At 20.5% G+C, this 20,875-nt stretch carries 16 protein-coding genes and 3 tRNA genes; 9 read left to right on the forward strand and 10 right to left on the reverse strand.

Going from position 1 to position 20,875, the window contains the following annotated elements:
* Positions 1-128 precede the first annotated feature (128 nt).
* On the reverse strand, positions 129-1,838 hold the full coding sequence (gene aspS / locus C9I82_RS00095) for an aspartate--tRNA ligase (protein WP_115955843.1): 1,710 nt from the start codon (positions 1,836-1,838) through the stop codon (positions 129-131).
* Between the two features lie 246 nt (positions 1,839-2,084).
* Here aspS and tsaB point away from each other — a divergent pair, with 246 nt between their 5' ends.
* Positions 2,085-2,780 (forward strand): tRNA (adenosine(37)-N6)-threonylcarbamoyltransferase complex dimerization subunit type 1 TsaB, encoded by a 696-nt coding sequence (gene tsaB, locus C9I82_RS00100; RefSeq protein ID WP_115955844.1) that lies wholly within the window; start codon positions 2,085-2,087, stop codon positions 2,778-2,780.
* 42 nt (positions 2,781-2,822) lie between these two features.
* Here the strand turns inward: tsaB and lysS are convergent, their stop codons facing one another.
* The 4 genes from lysS to gyrA form a co-directional block, all read right to left on the reverse strand.
* A complete protein-coding gene (lysS, locus tag C9I82_RS00105; protein ID WP_115955845.1) occupies positions 2,823-4,310 on the reverse strand; it encodes a lysine--tRNA ligase in 1,488 nt (495 codons plus the stop codon).
* A gap of 12 nt (positions 4,311-4,322) precedes the next feature.
* A protein-coding gene (gene prfB, locus C9I82_RS00110) for a peptide chain release factor 2 (RefSeq protein ID WP_240318415.1) occupies positions 4,323-5,424 on the reverse strand; the annotation gives its coding sequence in 2 pieces (ribosomal slippage) (positions 4,323-5,348 and positions 5,350-5,424; 1,101 coding nt in all).
* A gap of 61 nt (positions 5,425-5,485) precedes the next feature.
* Positions 5,486-5,944, reverse strand: coding sequence for a tRNA adenosine(34) deaminase TadA (gene tadA / locus C9I82_RS00115; protein ID WP_115955846.1), 459 nt, complete (start codon positions 5,942-5,944; stop codon positions 5,486-5,488).
* 104 nt (positions 5,945-6,048) lie between these two features.
* A complete protein-coding gene (gene gyrA / locus C9I82_RS00120; RefSeq protein ID WP_115956237.1) occupies positions 6,049-8,622 on the reverse strand; it encodes a DNA topoisomerase (ATP-hydrolyzing) subunit A in 2,574 nt (857 codons plus the stop codon).
* 357 nt (positions 8,623-8,979) lie between these two features.
* On the opposite strand from gyrA, the gene nrdA reads away from it, so the two are divergent.
* Both nrdA and nrdB read left to right on the forward strand, forming a co-directional pair.
* Positions 8,980-11,259, forward strand: coding sequence for a class 1a ribonucleoside-diphosphate reductase subunit alpha (nrdA, locus tag C9I82_RS00125; RefSeq protein WP_115955847.1), 2,280 nt, complete (start codon positions 8,980-8,982; stop codon positions 11,257-11,259).
* Between the two features lie 31 nt (positions 11,260-11,290).
* The gene (nrdB, locus tag C9I82_RS00130) at positions 11,291-12,421 is read left to right on the forward strand and encodes a class Ia ribonucleoside-diphosphate reductase subunit beta (protein WP_115955848.1); all 1,131 of its coding nucleotides are present in this window, start codon (positions 11,291-11,293) and stop codon (positions 12,419-12,421) included.
* Positions 12,422-12,439: 18 nt separating this feature from the next.
* Here the strand turns inward: nrdB and glnS are convergent, their stop codons facing one another.
* Entirely contained in the window at positions 12,440-14,083 is a 1,644-nt protein-coding gene (gene glnS, locus C9I82_RS00135; protein ID WP_115955849.1) for a glutamine--tRNA ligase, read from the reverse strand.
* A gap of 347 nt (positions 14,084-14,430) precedes the next feature.
* Between glnS and metK the strand changes: the two genes are divergently transcribed.
* Positions 14,431-15,576 (forward strand): methionine adenosyltransferase, encoded by a 1,146-nt coding sequence (metK, locus tag C9I82_RS00140; protein WP_115955850.1) that lies wholly within the window; start codon positions 14,431-14,433, stop codon positions 15,574-15,576.
* A 25-nt stretch (positions 15,577-15,601) separates the two neighbouring features.
* Here the strand turns inward: metK and rpe are convergent, their stop codons facing one another.
* Together rpe and aroK are read right to left on the reverse strand one after the other, a co-directional pair.
* Positions 15,602-16,276, reverse strand: a complete 675-nt coding sequence (rpe, locus tag C9I82_RS00145; protein ID WP_115955851.1) for a ribulose-phosphate 3-epimerase — start codon at positions 16,274-16,276, stop codon at positions 15,602-15,604.
* A gap of 75 nt (positions 16,277-16,351) precedes the next feature.
* Positions 16,352-16,876, reverse strand: coding sequence for a shikimate kinase AroK (gene aroK, locus C9I82_RS00150; RefSeq protein WP_115956238.1), 525 nt, complete (start codon positions 16,874-16,876; stop codon positions 16,352-16,354).
* A gap of 271 nt (positions 16,877-17,147) precedes the next feature.
* Here aroK and C9I82_RS00155 point away from each other — a divergent pair.
* From C9I82_RS00155 to ybeY, 5 genes are all read left to right on the forward strand, one after another.
* A tRNA-Met gene (locus C9I82_RS00155) sits at positions 17,148-17,223 on the forward strand.
* 7 nt (positions 17,224-17,230) lie between these two features.
* Positions 17,231-17,314 (forward strand) — tRNA-Leu (locus tag C9I82_RS00160).
* Between the two features lie 10 nt (positions 17,315-17,324).
* Positions 17,325-17,395 (forward strand) — tRNA-Gln (locus C9I82_RS00165).
* A gap of 81 nt (positions 17,396-17,476) precedes the next feature.
* A complete protein-coding gene (miaB, locus tag C9I82_RS00170; protein WP_408607968.1) occupies positions 17,477-18,805 on the forward strand; it encodes a tRNA (N6-isopentenyl adenosine(37)-C2)-methylthiotransferase MiaB in 1,329 nt (442 codons plus the stop codon).
* 7 nt (positions 18,806-18,812) lie between these two features.
* Positions 18,813-19,256 (forward strand): rRNA maturation RNase YbeY, encoded by a 444-nt coding sequence (ybeY, locus tag C9I82_RS00175; RefSeq protein WP_162859720.1) that lies wholly within the window; start codon positions 18,813-18,815, stop codon positions 19,254-19,256.
* Positions 19,257-19,310: 54 nt separating this feature from the next.
* Here the strand turns inward: ybeY and lipA are convergent, their stop codons facing one another.
* Together lipA and lipB are read right to left on the reverse strand one after the other, a co-directional pair.
* Positions 19,311-20,186 (reverse strand): lipoyl synthase, encoded by an 876-nt coding sequence (gene lipA / locus C9I82_RS00180; protein ID WP_115955854.1) that lies wholly within the window; start codon positions 20,184-20,186, stop codon positions 19,311-19,313.
* A gap of 27 nt (positions 20,187-20,213) precedes the next feature.
* On the reverse strand, positions 20,214-20,858 hold the full coding sequence (gene lipB / locus C9I82_RS00185) for a lipoyl(octanoyl) transferase LipB (protein WP_115955855.1): 645 nt from the start codon (positions 20,856-20,858) through the stop codon (positions 20,214-20,216).
* Positions 20,859-20,875: the final 17 nt, after the last annotated feature.

Genomic DNA, 20,875 nt, shown 5'->3' on the forward strand with positions numbered 1-20,875 from the left:
AATTCTTTTTTGTATTTAATACACATTATATTTTTGTAAGGTGGATTTATTATTTTTAATATTTTATTTTTTATTATTTTTTTATGTAATTCTATATTATTTTTTATATATTTTAAACTATAAAATCATTAATAATTATTATTAAATATATTAGTTGGAGCTCCGGTTAATAGACAAGAGGCTTTATTTGTCTTAGGAAAAGCTATTGTGTCACGTATATTATTAGCATTACTGAGTAGCATTACTATTCTATCTAAACCGAATGCAATTCCTGCATGTGTAGGAGTACCATATTTTAAAGCATTTAAAAAAAATCCAAATTTTTCGTTTTGTTCTTTATCATTAATACCTAATATATTAAATATTATTTTTTGCATTTTTATATTATTTATTCTTACTGATCCTCCACCAATTTCATATCCATTTATAATCATATCATAAGAATTAGAGATAATTTTATTTGGTTTATCTTTTAGTTTTTTAATTGTTGTATTTTTTAATGGAGCTGTAAATGGATGATGCATGCTACTGATAGTATAATCTGAATTAATTTTAAATAATGGAAATTTTGTTATCCAAATAGGTCTATATAATGATTTATTTATTAAATTTAAATCTTTACTTATTTTATTACGTAATTTACCTAATGCTTTAGTGGCAATATCATATTTTTCATCTACAAAAAATATTATATCTCCGTTTTTTGCCATAGTTTTATTAATTATATTATTCAAAATATTTCCTGAAATAATATTTTTTAATGGAGTTTTTATTTGATTATTTTGATTTTCTATTTTTATAATTTTAATCCAAAATAATTTATCAATATTATATTTTTTTAAAAATGAATTATAATAATTGATTTTTTTATTTGTTAATTTTATTCCTTCAGGAATGGATATTGCTGCTATACGATTATTTTTTTTTAAGTTAGATTGTTCGATAATATCTTTTATATCAATAATTTTTATTGGAATTCTTAAATCTGGTTTAGATGTTCCATATAATTTTAGTGATTTTTTATAACTAATTTCTTTAAATTTTTTTAATTTTATATTTTTAATATTTTTCCATAACATTATAATCATTTTTTCAGTTATTTTTTTTATATATTTTTCAGTAACAAATGAAGCTTCTATATCAATTTGAGTAAATTCTGGTTGTCTATCAGATCTTAAATCTTCATCTCTAAAACATTTAGCTATTTGATAATATTTATCTAATCCTGATATCATAAATAGTTGTTTAAATAATTGTGGTGATTGTGGTAATGCATAATATTTATTTTTATGTATACGACTAGGTATTAAATAATCTCTAGCTCCTTCAGGAGTAGATTTTGTTAGCAATGGTGTTTCTATTTCTAAAAAATTATTTTTTGTCATAAATTTTCTAATTAAATACATAATTTTAGAACGTATTTTTATTATTTTTATCATTTTTTCACTTCTTAAATCTAAATAACGATATTTTAATCTTAAATCTTCACTATTTTCTTTTGATATATTAATAGGCAATGGTTTAGATTTATTTATTATAATTAATTTATTAGGAATTAGTTCTATTTTACCAGTATTTTTATTTTTATTTCGATTTTTTTTATCTCTTAACTTTATTATACCTTTTATTTTAATACAAAATTCATTTCTTAATTTTGATGCTATTGCAAATATTTTTTTATCTTTTATATTAAATTTTACTTGAATTATTCCTTCATTATCTCTTACATCTATAAATATTAAATTACCTAAATTTCTTAAATTATTAACCCATCCATAAATAGTTACTAATTTATTTACATGTAATAAATTTAATTTACCACAATATTCAGTTCGCATATTTTAAATTACCTATTTATATTTTTACTCATATTTATTTTTAATATATTATTGTTTTATTTTTATATATATTATATTAATATAATATTTTATCTTGTAAATTTAAATTTATAATTTTAATTATGTTGCAAAAATTATTTTATTTTATATTATGTATCATATATAACTATTAATTAATTATTTTTTAGATAAAAAAAATTTTTTTTTATATTTTAATTTTATTTATTTTGTAAGTTATTTAATTTTATGAATACTATTTTATCAATTGATACTTCTTTTAATGTATGTTCAGTTAGTCTTTTAAAAAATAATAAGATTAATACTATATATAAAAGAACTAAAAATAATCACGCAAAATTTATTTTGTTTATAATAAACAAAATTATATTAGATAATAATTTAAAAATAGATAAATTAAATGTTATTGCTATAAACATTGGTCCAGGTAATTTCACCAGTTTACGTATTGGTATTAATGTTTCTCAAAGTTTGAGTTTAGCATTAAACATTCCTATTGTCGTTATGTCTTCTATGTTAATAGTTGCAGAAGAAGTTTATAAAAAATATAAAAAAAAAAAAGTACTTATTTTAATTAATGCTAAAATTGATAAATTTTATTTTGCTAGTTATATACTAGATAAATATAAAAAAATGAGTTTATTAGGAAATGAAATTATTATTTCTTCTAAAGAATTATTAAATATATTGAGTTTATATGACAATTCATGGGTTGCAGCAGGAAATGGTTGGAAAACATTTTTTAATATATTAAAAGATTTTAATTTAAATAAAAAGGTTAATTTTAAAAAAATAAATATTTATCTCCCTTCTTCTAAAAATATGATTTATATTGCTTTAAATTTATTTAAATTAGGTAAATTACTTTTGCCTGAAAATATTGTTCCTAACTATCTTTTTACTAAAATTCCATATACTAAATAATTTTTTATCTTAATTTATTTTATTTTATAAACGATATTATTTTTATTTTTGCGGTTTCATAACTGGAAATAAAATAACATCTTTTATAGAATGTGAATTAGTTAATATCATTATCAAACGATCTATTCCAATTCCTAACCCTGCAGTTGGAGGTAATCCATATTTTAATGCTTTAATATATTCATTATCATAAAATGTATATTTATTATTATCTTTAATTTGTTTTTTAAATCTATATTCCTGTTCTTCAGGATCATTTAATTCTGAAAACCCATTAGCTAATTCATGACCGTTAATAAAAAATTCAAATCTATCTGCAATTTCTGAATTAATATCATTTTTTTTAGCTAAAGGAGATATATCAATAGGATAATTTGTGATGAAAGTTGGATGTATTAAGTAAGGTTCTACTGTTTTTTCAAATATTTTTTTTATTATATATCCCTTTGTGCTATTAATATTTAATTTAATATTTAATTCTTTTGCAATTTTATTTAATTCATTAAAATTATTTATATTTTCTGAGGTTATTTTTGGGTAATATTTTATAATTGATTCTTTCATTGTCATTTTTTTAAATGGAGGCTTAAAATTAAAAATATGATTACCATATTTAATTTTATATTTTTTTTTAATTGTTTTTGTTATTTTATATAATAATTTTTCAGTAAATTTCATTAGATCTTTATAATTTTTATAAGCTATATATAATTCCATCATTGTAAATTCTGGATTATGATGTGTAGATATACCTTCATTTCTAAAACTTCTGTTTATTTCAAATATTTTATTAAAACCTCCTATAATTAATCTTTTAAGAAATAATTCTGGTGAAATACGTAAATAAATATTCATATTTAAAGCATTATGATATGTTTTAAATGGTTTCGCAATTCCTCCTCCAGGAATAGATTGCATCATAGGTGTTTCTACTTCTATAAAATTATTTTTTGTCATAAATTTTCTAATTTCATGTATTATTTTTGATCTAATTATAAATTTTTTTTTTATTTTTGCATTACTTATTAAATCTAAATATCTATATCTATATTTTAATTCTTTATTAATAACTCCATGAAATTTATTTGGAAATGGTTTTAATGATTTAGTAAGTATTTTAATATAGTTACAATAGATCGATAATTCTTTTGTATTTGTTATAAATAGTTTGCCCTTTACTCCTATAATATCTCCTATATCTAATATTTTACATTTTTCTTTATACGAATCATTAATTAATGAGTTTTTGTTAAAATATAATTGTATTTTACCATATTCATCTTGTAAAATAATAAAAGTAGCTTTCCCCATTATACGCAAATTTGTTATTCTACCAGCAATTTTAATATTTATATTTTTTTTTTGGAAATATATTTTTTTTTTGGAAATATATTTTTTTTTAATTTGCTTACTATTATTTATAAAATTAAAATTATTGGGAAAAGAAAAACCTTGATATCTTAATATATCAAGTTTATTTAATCTTGATATGATTTCTTGATTTTTTTTATTATTTTTTAATTGATTCATTTTTTTACCATTTTATAGTTTCATATTCAAACTTGCTTTAATAAATTTATCCAAATTACCATTTAATACATATTGAACATTTCTAATTTCAATACCTGTCCTAAGATCTTTTACACGAGAATTATCAAATATATAGGATCTTATTTGATTACTCCATCTTATATCAGATTTTTTATTTTCTATTTTTTGTTTTTTAATATTATTTTTTTTTATTTCTAAGTTGTACAATTTTTTTTTAATTTGTTTCATAGCAGTATTTTTATTTTTATGTTGTGATCTGTTGTTTTGACATTGTACAACAATACCTGTAGATATATGTGTTATTCTTACAGCAGATTCTGTTTTATTTACATGTTGTCCTCCTGATCCGGATGATTTATATACATCTATACGTAAATCATTTTGATTAATTTCAATATTAATTTTATTTTTTGTTTCCGGGTATACAAAAATTGAGCTAAAAGAGGTATGTCTTTTATTTCCTGTATTAAATGGACTTTTTCTAACTAAACGGTGTACTCCACTTTCAGTACGCAACCAACCAAATGCATATTTACCTATTACATGCAATGTTACTGATTTAATTCCAGCTTTTTCACCATTTAATTTATTAATTATTTTACTTTTAAATCTTTTTTTCTCTATCCATCTTAAATACATTTTTAATAAAATTGAAGTCCAATCTTGAGCTTCTATTCCACCTGATCCTGATTGAAAATCTATATAACAATTATATTTGTCATATTTTTTACAAAACATTGTTTTTATTTTTAGATTATTTATTTTTATATTAATATTTTTTATATATATATTTATATCATTAAGTATGGAATTATCTTTTGTATCAATTGATAATTGAAATAATTCTTTAACATATTTTATTTTTTTTTTTATGTTTTCTATATTATTAATAATTTCTTTTAAAATTTTATATTCTTTTTTTATTTCTTTAAAATTTTTACTTTGTTTAGATAAATATATTTTTTTTAAATTATTTTTCATTATTATAAGATTTGCTTTATTATTTTTATAGTTAAAAATACCTCCTAATATTTTTATATTTTTTATTTAAATCTTTAATATAACTTGTAATAGTATTAATTTCTATTTGCATTATTTTATATTTGATTAAATTTATAATTTATACTATATTACATTAAATAAAGCATTACTTATTATTTTTTTCTTTTATTTTTAAAAAAATCTATCAGAATATCAGAACATTTTTTTGTTAAAATTTTATTTTTAATTTTATTTTTTTTTATATTGTTAATTAATATTTTTTGTAAAATTCTTGTTATATTATTTTTATTATCATATGTTCCAAAAATTATTTTTTTTATTCTACTATAAATTAATGCTCCATAACACATTAAACATGGCTCTAATGTTACATAAATTAAACTGTTAGTTAATCTATAATTTTTTTTAAATTTAGCAGCATTTCTTATTGCTATTATTTCAGCATGTGCTGTAGGATCGTTATTATTTATCACACAATTTTTTCCTTCACCTATTAATTTATTATTTAATGTTATTACTGCTCCTACTGGTATCTCACCTATTTTCAATGCCTGTTCAGCTAATTTTAATGCGTATTGTATCCAATACCTTTTATTTATGTTATTTTTCATTTTTTTAGTTATTTATTTTTATATATAATATTATATTAATAAAGTTAAGTTTTATTATATTTTTGTTTTTTTATATAATTAAATATTTAATTTTAAATTAAAATTTATTCTTTTTTATTATTTATATTTTCTATAAATATATTATTTATTATAGATTTCTCTAATCTTTGCAATTCTACTACTTTTTCATTTTTTATTATTCTTATTAAAATTACTCCTTGAGTATTTCTTTTTATTATATTTATTTCTGATACAGGTATTCTTACTAAAGTTGCAGCATTTGTTATAATCATAACTTGATCACTATCTAAAACTTGTACCGCACCTATAACTCTTCCATTACGTTTATTTATTTTAATAGAAATTACTCCCTGCGTTGCTCTTGATTTAGATGGATATTCTTTTATTTTTGTACGTTTTCCATATCCATTTTCTGTGACTGTTAAAATATTTCCATTTTTTTTGGGCACAATAAGTGAAACTAATCTATCTTTTTTAAATAATTTAATACCTTTTACTCCATATGTTATTCTATTTGTTGTACGTATGTTCTTTTCTTTAAATCTCACTACTTTACCCATAGAAGAAAATAACATAATTTCATTTTTACCGTTAGTTAATGTTACATTAATTAACTCATCTTTATCACGTAAATTTATTGCTATAATTCCTTTATTTCTTTCTTTTTTAAATTTAGTTAATGATGTTTTTTTCACTATACCGTAAGCTGTAGCCATAAAAATATACAAATTACTTTTATATTTATCTATTGATAACATTGCTGTTATTCTTTCGTTTTTTGTTAATGGCAATAAATTAACTATAGGTTTTCCTTTAGTATTACGAGTTGATTTAGGCAATTGATAAACTTTTATCCAATATATTACCCCTAAACTAGAAAAACATAATATAGTACAATGAGTATTTGTTATTAATAAATTTTCTATGAAATCTTCTTTTTTAATTTTGGCCGCAGATTTTCCTCTACCACCTCTATGTTGAGTTTCATAATGAGATAATAATTGATATTTTATATAACCTTTATTTGATAATGTTACTATTACATTTTTTTTATCTATTAGATCTTTTGTTTTTAAATTACTTTTATTTAAATATATCTTAGTACGTCTTTTATCTCCAAATTTTTGTTTTATTTTATTGAGTTCTTTTTTTATTATTGATGTTAAATAATTATCATTATTTAAAATTTTTTTAAATTTATAAATTTCTTTATTTAGTAAATTATGTTTTTGTGAAATGTTTTTATATTCCATATTAGTTAATTTATGTAATTTTAAATTAAGAATTGCTTTTATTTGTTTTTTAGTTAGAATATATGTAAATTTATTATTTTTAATATAAATATCTTTTTTTTTTTTATATTTTTCTTTATTAAAATCTATATTTTTTATTTTTTTACTTATATTAAAATCCCATTTATGACTTATTAATGATTTTTTAGCTTTATTTAGTGTTTTTGAATTTTTAATTAAATTTATAATTAAATCTATATTAGTTAATGCAACCATCAAACCTTCTAATAGATGTGTTTTTTTTTCTGTTTTTTTTAATTCATATATTGTTCTTTTAGTTATTATTTCACGTCTATGATTTATAAATATTTTAATTATTTTTTTTAAATTTAATATTCTTGGTTGTGATTGATACAATGCTACCATATTAATACCAAATGATGTTTCTAATTTAGTTAATGAATATAGATTATTTAAAACAATTTTTGCTACTGCTTCACGTTTAATATCTATAACTATATTCATTCCACTTTTATCTGATTCATCTCTAATATTACTAATGCCTTCAATTTTTTTTTCTTTTATTAATTCGACAATATTTGATATTAATTTTGATTTATTTACTTGATATGGTATTTCTTTGATTAATATCTTTTCTTTTTTAGTTTTTTTATTTATTTCTATTTTACTTTTTGCTCTTATATATATTATCCCTTTACCAGTATTATAAGCATCTTCTATACCTTTATTGCCATTTATAATACCTCCTGTAGGAAAATCTGGACCTGGTATATAATGCATTAATTCCGTTAATGTTATATTATTATCATTAATATAAGCCAAACATGCATTTATTATTTCATTTATATTATGTGAAGGAATATTAGTAGCCATACCTACAGCAATTCCAGATGAACCGTTAATTAAAAGATTAGGTATTTTAGTAGGTAATATTTCTGGAATTTTTTCACTATTATCGTAATTATCTACAAAATTTATTGTTTCCTTATCTAAATCCGTTAAAAATTCATTTGCTATTTTTGACATTCTTATTTCAGTATATCTCATAGCTGCAGCAGAATCTCCATCTATGGAGCCAAAATTACCTTGACCATCAATCAATACATATCTTGAAATAAAAGATTGTGCCATTCTTACTATTGTATCATATACTGCTAAATCACCATGAGGATGATATTTACCTATAACATCACCTACTATTCTTGCGGATTTTTTATATGATTTATTCCATTCATTATTTAGTATCTTCATAGCATATAATATTCTTCTATGTACTGGTTTTAGTCCGTCTCTTACATCAGGTAATGCTCTTCCTATAATAACCGACATTGCGTAATCTAAATATGAATTTTTAATTTCTTCTTCTATATTAATTAATGTAATTTCTTTAGCTAAATTATTAATATCATTCATTTTTATTTATTCCTAATTATTTTTATAATATTAGTAAATATTTTAATTAAAGATATTTTAATATTTTAAATATTAATATCATTAAAATTTCAATGTTTTAAATTTATTATTTATTATGTTAATTTAAATCATTTCTTTCTTTTATTTTAAAACTCAAAATAATATTTATTATTAAATAATTATTTATAATATGCATTATAATATATAATGAATTAAATAATATTTAATTATTATTTTTAATTGTTTTTTAATTTATTAAACATTTAAAATTACATGTTTTTATTTATTTTATTAAAAATTTTCTTTTTTTATATTATTTTGTTTTAAAATATACAGGTATAAGAATTTATGAATCAAAATTTATTTGTAATAAAAAGAAATGGAAATAAAGAAAATCTTAATTTAGAAAAAATTCATAGAGTTCTTAATTGGGCATCTAAAGGTTTAAATAATATTTCTATTTCTCAGGTTGAATTAAAATCTCATATTCAATTTTATAATGGTATAAAAACATCTGATATACAGGAAACTATAATTAAATCTGCAGCAGATCTAATATCAAGTTCAGTACCTGATTATCAATATTTAGCAGCAAGATTAGCGATTTTTCATTTACGTAAAAAAGCATATGGTAAATTTGATCCACCTAAATTATATGAACATGTCATTAATATGATTAATTTAGGAAAATATGATTTTATTTTAACTAAACTTTATTCTAAATTAGAATTTGATCATATGGATAAATATATAGATCATTTAAGAGATATGAATTTTTCTTATGCGGCTGTAAAACAACTAGAAGGAAAATATTTAGTACAAAATAGAGTTACTGGTAAGATATATGAAAGTGCGCAATTCATATATATATTAATATCGGCATGTTTATTTGCAAATTATCCTAAAAGTATCCGTTTAAATTATGTATGCAAATTTTATGACGCTATTTCTACTTTTAAAATTTCATTACCTACCCCAATTATGGCAGGTGTAAGAACACCAACCAGACAATTTAGTTCATGTGTTTTAATTGAATGTGGGGATAATTTAGATTCTATTAATTCTACCGCTAGTGCTATTGTAAAATATATTTCACAAAGAGCTGGAGTAGGTATTAATGCTGGTCGTATTCGTGCTCTTGGCAGTTCAATCAGAGGTGGTGAAGCATTTCATACTGGTTGTATTCCTTTTTATAAACATTTTCAAACAGCTGTAAAATCTTGTTCTCAGGGTGGTGTTAGAGGGGGAGCCGCTACACTTTTTTATCCTATTTGGCATTTAGAAATAGAAAATTTGTTAGTCTTGAAAAATAATAGAGGTATTGAAGAAAATCGTGTAAGACATTTAGATTATTGTGTACAATTAAATAAGTTAATGTATCAACGTTTTTTAAAAAATAAAAAGATTACACTTTTTAGTCCATCAGATGTTTTAGATTTGTACAATGCTTTTTTCTGTGATCAAAATGAATTTATAAAATTATATTTATATTATGAAAATCTTAAAAATATTCGTAAAAAAAAAATAAAAGCATTAGATTTATTTTCTCTTATGATGAAGGAAAGAGCTTCTACTGGTCGTATATATATACAAAATGTTGATCATTGTAATACACATGGAGCATTTAATCCTTTATTAGCTCCTGTTCGTCAATCTAATTTATGTTTAGAAATAACATTACCTACAAAAGAACTAAATAATATTAATGATCCCAATGGGGAAATCGCTTTATGTACTTTATCTGCATTTAATTTAGGTACTATTAATAAATTAAGTGAATTGAAAAATTTATCTAACTTAATTGTAAGAGCATTAGATTCTTTATTAGATTATCAACATTATTTATTACCTTCTGCAAAAAAAAATGCTATAAATAGAAGATCTTTAGGTATTGGTGTAATTAATTATGCATATTATTTAGCAAAAAATAATGTTAAATATTCAGATGGTAGTGCGAATAAATTAACACATAAAACTTTTGAAACTATACAATACTATTTATTATCTTCATCAAATAAATTAGCTGAAGAAAAAGGTTCATGTGTTTATTTTAATCAAACATCTTATTTTATGGGTAAATTACCAATAGATACCTATAAAAAATTTCTAGATCATATTTGTGATGAACCTTTACATTGTAATTGGAACAAATTAAGAAAAAATATAAAAAAATATGGTTTACGAAACTCTACTTTATCAGCATTAATGCCATCAGAAACTTCTTCACAAATATCTAATTCTACTAATGGAATAGAACCACCAAGAGGTTATGTTACTATCAAATCTTCTAAAGATGGTATTTTGCGTCAAATTGTACCAGAATATGAAAGATTAAAGAATAATTATGAACTAGTATGGAATATGCCTGATAATAAAGGTTATTTATCATTAATTGGAATAATGCAAAAATTTGTAGATCAATCTATATCTGCTAATACCAATTATGATCCTAAAAAATTTTCAGATAATAAAGTTCCTATGAAAATATTAATTCAAGATTTATTATTTTCTTATAAATTAGGTTTAAAAACACTTTATTATCATAATACCCGTGATGGTACTAAAGATATACAAGATAATAATTTATTTATCAATCCCACTTGTGATAGTGATTCATGTAAAATATGATTTATTAAATAGATTTCATCTAGGATGCTTTATGATTTATACTATTTTTCCAGAAAAAAAAAATAATCAGTTAAATGAACCTATGTTTTTTGGTCAATCGGTTAATATAGCAAGATATGATCAACAAAAATATGTTATTTTTGAAGAATTAATTGAAAAACAATTATCTTTTTTTTGGAGGCCTGAAGAAATTGATATTTCTAGAGATCGTGTTGATTTTATAAATTTGCCAGAACATGAAAAACATATATTTTTAAGTAATTTAAAGTATCAAACATTACTTGATTCTATTCAAGGCAGAAGTCCTAATATAGCATTTTTACCATTAATATCTCTGCCTGAATTAGAAACTTGGATTGAAACATGGTCGTTTTCTGAAACTATTCATTCTCGTTCATATACTCATATTATTCGTAATATAGTTCATGATCCTTCAATTATTTTTGATGATATTGTTGATAATAAACAAATTTTAGAACGTGCTAGAGATATTTCTATATATTATGATAAATTGATAAATCTAACTAATTATTGGCACTTGTTTGGTGAAGGAATACATAAAATTAATAATAATAAAATTCATGTAGATTTGCACGAATTAAAAAAAAGTTTATATTTATGTTTAATGAGTGTAAATGCTTTAGAAGCTATTCGTTTCTATGTAAGTTTTGCTTGTTCTTTTGCTTTTGCTGAAAGAAAAATAATGGAAGGAAATGCTAAAATTATTCGTTTAATTGCACGTGATGAAAGTTTACATTTAATAGGAACACAATATATGATAAATTTAATGCGAAAGGGTAAAGATGATTATGAAATGTATGAAATAGCTAATGAATGTGAATTGAAATGTAATAATCTTTTTCAATCTGTAGCTGAACAAGAAAAAAAATGGGCCGAATATTTATTTTGTGATGGTTCTATGATTGGATTAAATAAAGAGATTTTATGTCAATATATTGAGTATATAACAAATATACGTATGAAATCTGTAGGTTTAGATACACCTTATGATATATCCCATAATCCTATACCATGGATTAATAGTTGGTTAATATCTGATAACGTACAATCCGCTCCTCAAGAAGTGGAATTAAGTTCTTATTTAATTGGACAAATTAATTCAGAAATTGATAGTGAAGATTTCCAAAATTTTGAACTTTAATTAAGTAAATAAAATATATTAAATTCTTTTATATCTATTATTTAAATTAGTAATTAGGTTGAATATAAGATTATTTGATTTATTTTCAATTTTATCTAAACAATAATATCCTTCTCTCTCAAATTGATATTTATTTCCTATTTTTGCTGTTTTTAAAGATTCTTCTACAAATCCATTTTTAATAATTAGAGATTTTTTATTTACATTATTTGTTAATTTATTTTTTTTTAATGGATTTATTTTATTAAATAATTTTTCATATAGATAAAATTTTGCTGGAATAGAATGTAATACTGATACCCAATGTATTATTTTTATATATTTATAATCTTGATTCTTTTTATGTTTACATGTACAAATTATTTTTTTAATTTCCCCTTTTTTATTTTTTATTATAAATTTAATAATTATATTATATGCATTTTTTAGACGTATTTTATTTCCTACCACTGGATGATTATATTTATTATTATTTTTATCTTTAAAATCATATTTATCTATATAAATTTCTTTATTAAAATAAATTTTTCTTTTCCCCATATTTTTATTGATTGGATGATTGTTTATTATTAATTGTTCTTCATATTTATTTGGAATATTTTCTAATATAATTTTGATAGGATTTATAATGGCCATTGTTCGAGGAGAATTTTTGTTCAAATCATTTCTTATACAATTTTCTAATAATGACATTTCAATTATATTATTTTGTTTGGTAACCCCAATTCTAGAACAAAAATCTATTATTGAATCTGGTGTATATCCTCTTTTTCTTAATCCTGTTATTGTTAATATCCTTGGATCATTCCATTTTGTTATTATTTTTTTTTTAATTAATTTATTTATATATCTTTTAGACATAATATTATATTCTATATTTAGTCTAGAAAATTCATATTGTTTAGGTCTATTTTCTATAGTTATATTTTTTAAAATCCAATTATATAAATTTTTATTATCTATAAATTCCAATGTGCATATAGAATGTGTAATTTTTTCTAATGCATCAGATATACAATGTGAAAAATCATACATAGGATAAATACACCATTCATTTGCAGTTTTTATATGTTCTTTATATTTTATTCTATATAAAATTGGATCTCTCATTAGTATTATAGGGGATAACATATTAATTTTAGCTCTTAAACACATTTGTCCTTCTTTAAATTTACCTTCTTTCATTTCTTTAAATAGTTTTAAGTTATCATTTATACTTCTATTTCTATATGGACTATCTTTTCCTATAGTTTTTAATGTTCCTCTATATTTTTTTATTTCTTTAGAATTTAATTCATCTACATAAGCTAATTTTTTTTTTATTAATTCAATTGCATAATTATATATTTTTAAAAAATAATTTGATGTATAATATATGTTGTTTATTTTAAATCCTAACCATTTAATATCTTTTTTTATTGATTTTATGTATTTTTTTTTTATTTTACTGGGATTACTGTCATCAAATCTTACATTACATGTACCATTAAAATCTTTAGCTATATTATAATTTATATATAATGATTTAACGTGTCCTAAATGTAAATAGCCATTAGGTTCTGGAGCAAATCTAGTTTTAATTTTAGAATATTTTTTTTTATTTAAATCATTTTTTATTATTTTTCTTATAAAATTATTTTTATTTATTGTGTTTTTATTCATGAAATGTTATTCAATTTTTATTTAATTCAAAAATTTTTTTTAAGAAACAGATATAATTTCAATAAAATATATTGAATTAATCAAATTTAATTTAATATAAATTATATTATAAATTTTAATTAATAAAAGATATCTTTTTTATATTAAATTTTTATTTTATTCATTTATCATTTTTTTTATATCTATATATTATAAATAATTTTCTATTTAGTATTTTACATATGGTATTTATTTATTATATTTAAATCATAAATAACTAAATTTTAGTGTTTTAAATGTTTAATTTAATAAATATTTTAGTTTTAAATAATTAATCTTTTATATTTTTTTTTCATAAAATTAAAAAAATGACAAAATATTATTTTACTTCTGAATCCGTATCTGAAGGTCATTCAGATAAAATTGCTGATCAAATATCTGATGCTATTTTAGATGCTATTTTAATTCAAGATTCTGAAGCTCGTGTTGCTTGTGAAACATATATAAAATCTAATTTTGTACTAGTTGGAGGTGAAATCACGACAATTGCATCAATTAACATTGAAAATATAGTACGTAACACTATTAGAAATATTGGATATATTGATTCTAATTCAGATTTTAATGCTGATTCTTGTAATATAATAAATATTATAAATAAACAATCAAAAGATATTAAAAGAGGTATATCTAATATTAATCCATATGATCAAGGGGCTGGTGATCAGGGATCAATATTTGGTTATGCTACAAATGAAACTGATGCATTTATGCCAGCACCTATTCTTTACGCTCATAGATTAGTTAAACGTCAATCTGAAGTTAGAAAAAATGGTAAATTATCTTGGTTACGTCCTGATGCAAAAAGTCAAATTACTTTTCAATACGAAAACAATAATATTATTGATATTGATAATGTTGTATTTTCTACACAACATTCAGAAGATATTTCTTATAAAGAATTAAGAGATGCTGTAATGGATGAAATAATAAAACCTGTTTTACCTGATAAATGGTTAAATTCAAAAACTAAATTTTTAATTAATCCTACTGGAAAATTTGTTATTGGAGGACCTATATGCGATTGTGGATTAACTGGAAGAAAAATAATAGTTGATACTTATGGTAGTACAGCCAGACATGGAGGTGGTGCTTTTTCTGGAAAAGATCCTTCAAAAATGGATAGATCTGCATCTTATGCAGCTAGATATATTGCAAAAAATATAGTTGCTGCTGGTCTAGCTGATCGTTGTGAAATACAAATATCATATGCCATTGGTGTTGCTAAACCAACATCTATTATGATAGATACTTTTGGTACAGAAAAAATTAGTATAAATAATTTAATTTATTTGATAAAAAATTTATTTGATTTACGTCCTTATGGGTTAATCAAAATGTTAGATTTATTACATCCTATTTATTTAAATACTGCTGTTTATGGACATTTTGGGAGAAATGAATTTTCTTGGGAAAAAATAGATAAAAAAAATGATTTACATTCTTTAATTTAAAAAAAAAAATAATAAAATATTATTTTTAATTTTTAATTTTTTTCAATTTTTTTTTTATTTTATATATTATTTTATTATAATTATTTTTTTTAAAAATTTCGGATCCAAAAACAAAGATATCTACTCCTGTTTTCGCTATTTTACTAATATTATTTATTTTAACACCTCCATCAACTTCTAATAAAATATTAGAATTATTTTTTTTAATTAGTTTATTGACATAATTTAATTTATTTAAAATAAAAGGCATAAATTTTTGTCCTTCTAATCCTGGATTAACTGACATAATTAAAATCATATCTATTTCATTCATAATATAATCTAAACAATTTAATGAAGTGTAAGGATTTATTGCTATTCCAACTTTACATCCATTTTTTTTAATTATTTGTATTGTATTATAAATATTTTTACTTGTTTCTGGATGAAAGCTGATATAATCAACTCCAATTTTAATAAACTGTTTTATAAGATTATCTACTGGTTTCGCCATTATATGTACATCAATAGGTATACTAATACCATATTTTTTTAAACTCTTTAATATAATAGGTCCCATAGTTAAATTTGACACATAATGATTATCCATAACATCGTAATGAATCATATCACATCCAGCTAATATTACTTTTTTTATATCTTCTCCTAATTTAGCAAAATTAGCTGATAAAATAGATGGTGCTAGTAAAAAATTTTTCATTCATTTATTCTTTCATACTTTATTTATTAAAATATTTTATTTAATTAATTCTAAATAATTTTAAAAAGATAATTATTATTTATTTTCTAAAATTTTGATAATTTGATTAGTTATTTTTTTAGTATTATATTTATCAGTTAAAATAGTAAAATCAGCTATATCTTTGTATATTAAATTATTTTTTTTTTCAAGTTTTTTTAATTTATGATATAAAATAGTGTTTTGTTTTTTCCAAAACAATTTTTTTTTATCATGTTTAGTACGAGATAATTGTTTTTCTATACTTGTTTTTAAATATATTACTATACCTCTAGCAGACAATCTATTTTTATTATTTTTATTTTTTATTGCTTCTACTCCTGTAGCTAATATTATACCTTGTTTATCTGTTAGTTCTAAAATTATTTTATTTTCTCGTTTTCTAAAACCTTCTTCTCCTTCTAAATCAAATATCCACCCTATATCTACTCCTGTTCTTTTTTCTATTTCTTTATCTGAATCATAAAATTCCATGTTAAGTTTTTTTGATAAATGTTTTCCTATAGTGCTTTTACCTGATCCTACAGGACCAATTAGAAATATATTATTTTTTTTCATTATCAATTAATTATTTTATTTAGATAAGTTAATAAATTTTAAGTTTTGATATTGTATTAATTTTATTAAATTTAAAATACAATTTATATTATTATTTCTCTATACATATCATAATATTTTTTATTTGGAAATAAAATTATTAATATGTAAAATTAAATTAAAATTATTTTATATACACTTTTTATTATTTTGTTAATAAATTTGAATTAATTATAAATTTATGTTTATTATATGTAATATATAATAATTTTCAATTTTATCATAATAATTATATGGCTACGTAGCTCAGTTTTGGTTAGAGCGCGGCACTCATAATGCCGAGGTCACAGGTTCAATCCCTGTCGTAGCTATTTTTTTGTGGGAGTGGCGAAATTGGTAAACGCACCAGATTTAGGTTCTGGCCCATTTTATGGAATACGAGTTCAAATCTCGTCTCCCACATAAAATTTGTTGGGGTATAGCTAAGTGGTAAGGCACCGGTTTTTGATACCGGCATCCCTGGTTCGAATCCAGGTACCCCAGGAAAAATTTATTTATAAACTTATATAAATTATATAATTTTAATGCTAAATTTATTCAATATTTTATTTATTTTAAACAATTATGAGTAAAAAATTTTTTATAAAAACATGGGGATGCCAAATGAATGAATATGATTCATTAAAAATGGCAGAATTATTAAAAGTAAAAAATGGTTATATACATACTAAAAATATAAATGATGCAGATATTTTATTATTAAATACATGTTCTATACGTGAAAAAGCACAAGAAAAAGTTTTCCATCAACTAGGTAGATGGAAAAAACTAAAAAAAAAAAAAGATAATTTATTGATATGTGTAGGTGGATGTGTTGCTAGTCAAGAAGGAAAATATATTTTAAAAAGAGCAAGTTTTGTTGATATTATTTTTGGGCCAAAAACAATACATTATTTACCAAATATGATTAATAAACTTATATATAATAATAATACAAAAATTATAAATATTAAATGTAAAACTTTAGAAAAATTTAATCATTTACCTGAATTAAAATATTTTAATTTTATTGCATCTATTACAATAATGGAAGGTTGCAATAAATTTTGTAGTTTTTGTATAGTCCCCTATACTAGAGGAAGGGAATTAAGCAGATCTGTTGATGATATTTTATTTGAAATTAATAAATTAGTTGATTGTGGTGTAAAAGAATTAACATTATTAGGTCAAAATGTAAATGCATACAAAGGTATTGATTCTAGTGGTAAAATTTACAATTTCTCTATGCTTTTACGTAAAATATCAAAAATACATGATATTAAACGTATAAAATTTATTAGTAATCATCCTTTATATTTTACAGATGATATTATTGATGTTTATCGTGATATACCTAAGATCATGAGTTATTTACATTTACCTGTACAAAGTGGATCAGATAAAATTTTAAAATTGATGAAAAGAGGACATACTATTTCTTATTATAAAAATATAATCAAAAAACTAATATCTATAAGGCCGGAAATTCGTATTAGTTCTGATTTCATTATAGGTTTTCCAGGTGAAAACGAAGAAGATTTTAATAAAACAATGCAATTAATTTCAGAAATAAATTTTGATCATAGTTACAGTTTTATTTATTCAAAAAGAAAGTATACTAAAGCATATTATTTAAATGATTTTATATCTTATAAAAAAAAACAAAAACGTTTATACAAGTTACAAAATTTAATAAAAGAACAAATTAATATATGGAGTAGATCTATGATTGGTACAAAACAAGTTATTTTAGTAGAAGGTAAATCTAAATGGAATAATAAATTTTATTTTGGTCGTACACATACAAATAAAATTATTAATTTTATAGGAAATGTTAATATAATAGGTAAATTTATTAAATTAAAAATTACAAATTTGTATAAAAATATGTTATTTGGTGAAATTTATAATTAATTTTTTTATGAATAAAATAATTTTAAATATAAAATTTTATATTGATTATCCCAGTTGGTTTCCTTGTAAAGATATTTTAAAATTTTGGTTAAATACTATATTTGAAAAATATTCAAAAAGAATTATTAAAATTACTCTTTGTATAGTTAATAAATCTATTAGTCGCGAATTGAATAAATTATGGAGAAATAAAGATAATCCTACTAATGTTTTAACTTTTCCTTTTGTTATTCCTGTTTTTAAAATATTACCCATTTATTCAGATATAATTGTATGTTCAGAATTGATAAAAAATGAATCCTTATTATTAAAACAATCTGTAAAAAATTATTGGGCCTATATTATAGTACATTCTTCTTTACATTTAATGGGATATAATCATAATAATTTTAAGTCAGCAAGGAAAATGAAAAAAGTAGAAAAATATTTTTTAAATTTATTGAATTTATAATTATTATTTAAATTATATTTAATTAATTTTTTATTAATTTTTAGTTATAATATATTATTTAATTTTAATTTCGATTCCTCTGAATTGTAATTCTGCATTATATGAAGATCTTACAAATGGACCACTAGCTATATATGTAAAACCAATTTTTTTTCCTATTTTTTTTAATGTTTTAAATTCTTTTATTGTAATATATTTTTTTACTGAAATATGTTTTTTTGTAGGTTGTAAATATTGTCCAATAGTTAACATAGATACACCATTATCATGTAAATCATGCATGGTTTTTAATATCTCATTCATTTTTTCACCTAATCCTAATATAATTCCTGATTTTGTAAGTATATTAGGATTTCTTTTTTTAAACATATAAAGTAAATCTAATGATGATTTATAATTACCACCAGGTTTTATTTCAGAATGTATTCTTTCAACATTTTCAATATTATGATTGAATATATCTGGAGGGTTATAAGTAAATATTGTTATAGCTTCTTTTTCACAATTTTTAAAATCTGGAACTAATATTTCAACTTTTATTTTTTTGTTTTTTTTACGTATTTTATTTATACAATAAGAAAAAAAAAGAGCTCCTCCATCTTTTAAATCATCACGATTTACTGAAGTTATTACTACATATTTTAAATTCATTTCATATATTAATTTAGATAATTTTTTAGCTTCTGAAAAATTTATAATATCTGGTTTGCCTTTATTTATATTACAAAATAAACATTTTCTAGTGCAAATATTACCTAATATCATAAAAGTAGCTATACCTTTATTAAAACAATGCATTAAATTTGGACACGAACTTTCTTGACATACTGAATGTAAATTATTTTTTTTAAGATTATGTTTAATAATATTTATATTTTTATTACTTTTTAGTATTTTTATTTTTAACCATTTAGGTTTTATAATATTCATAATAATAAATATAATGAAAAATTAATATCAATTTCTGATATTAAAATTTTTAATAATTTTTTTAATTAAGATTTTTTTAACATCATTAAATCTTATATTTTTTTTATAATCCTGCATTTTAGTCATTTTTATATTTTTATTACCACATGGATAAATATTATTAAATGGTTTAAGATTAATATTTATATTAAGTGCAAATCCATGATAAGTATATCCATTTTTTATTTTCAATGCAAAAGAACAAATTTTTTTTTTTTTTACATATATACCTGGAATATTTTTGTTAATTTTAGCTAAAATAGAAAAGTGAAATAACGTTTGTACAACAATATCATTGATAATATTAATTAATTTACGAACATTTAATTTTCTTTTTTTTAAGTTTATTAATATATAAACTATTTGTTGTCCTGGAGCATGATAAGTAATTTTACCTCCTCTATCACTTAATAGCACTGGAATATTATTAATGTTTTTAATATTTTTTTTGTTTATACTACTTGTACCATTAGTATATATTGGATAATGTTCAACTAACCATATTTCATCTAATGTTTTAGAATTACGTTTATTTGTAAATTCTTGCATTTTCTTAAATATATCTACCCAATGATTTAAACCTAATTGTCTAATTATAATATTTTTATATAATTTATTATTTTTTTTTTTCATTATAATCATAATGAATT

The organism is Candidatus Purcelliella pentastirinorum (genome assembly GCF_003391335.1).
In the GTDB taxonomy this organism is placed as follows: domain Bacteria; phylum Pseudomonadota; class Gammaproteobacteria; order Enterobacterales; family Enterobacteriaceae; genus Purcelliella; species Purcelliella pentastirinorum.

What these genes read in the sequence shown, in the direction of transcription:
- tsaB (WP_115955844.1), top strand. Translation starts at nt 2,085, where the DNA reads ATGAATACTATTTTATCAATTGATACTTCTTTTAATGTATGTTCAGTT.
- nrdB (WP_115955848.1), top strand. Translation starts at nt 11,291, where the DNA reads ATGATTTATACTATTTTTCCAGAAAAAAAAAATAATCAGTTAAATGAA.
- lipB (WP_115955855.1), bottom strand. Translation starts at nt 20,858, where the DNA reads ATGAAAAAAAAAAATAATAAATTATATAAAAATATTATAATTAGACAA.
- miaB (WP_408607968.1), top strand. Translation starts at nt 17,477, where the DNA reads ATGAGTAAAAAATTTTTTATAAAAACATGGGGATGCCAAATGAATGAA.
- nrdA (WP_115955847.1), top strand. Translation starts at nt 8,980, where the DNA reads ATGAATCAAAATTTATTTGTAATAAAAAGAAATGGAAATAAAGAAAAT.
- tadA (WP_115955846.1), bottom strand. Translation starts at nt 5,944, where the DNA reads ATGAAAAATAACATAAATAAAAGGTATTGGATACAATACGCATTAAAA.
- ybeY (WP_162859720.1), top strand. Translation starts at nt 18,813, where the DNA reads ATGAATAAAATAATTTTAAATATAAAATTTTATATTGATTATCCCAGT.
- lysS (WP_115955845.1), bottom strand. Translation starts at nt 4,310, where the DNA reads ATGAATCAATTAAAAAATAATAAAAAAAATCAAGAAATCATATCAAGA.
- glnS (WP_115955849.1), bottom strand. Translation starts at nt 14,083, where the DNA reads ATGAATAAAAACACAATAAATAAAAATAATTTTATAAGAAAAATAATA.
- rpe (WP_115955851.1), bottom strand. Translation starts at nt 16,276, where the DNA reads ATGAAAAATTTTTTACTAGCACCATCTATTTTATCAGCTAATTTTGCT.
- metK (WP_115955850.1), top strand. Translation starts at nt 14,431, where the DNA reads ATGACAAAATATTATTTTACTTCTGAATCCGTATCTGAAGGTCATTCA.
- lipA (WP_115955854.1), bottom strand. Translation starts at nt 20,186, where the DNA reads ATGAATATTATAAAACCTAAATGGTTAAAAATAAAAATACTAAAAAGT.
- aspS (WP_115955843.1), bottom strand. Translation starts at nt 1,838, where the DNA reads ATGCGAACTGAATATTGTGGTAAATTAAATTTATTACATGTAAATAAA.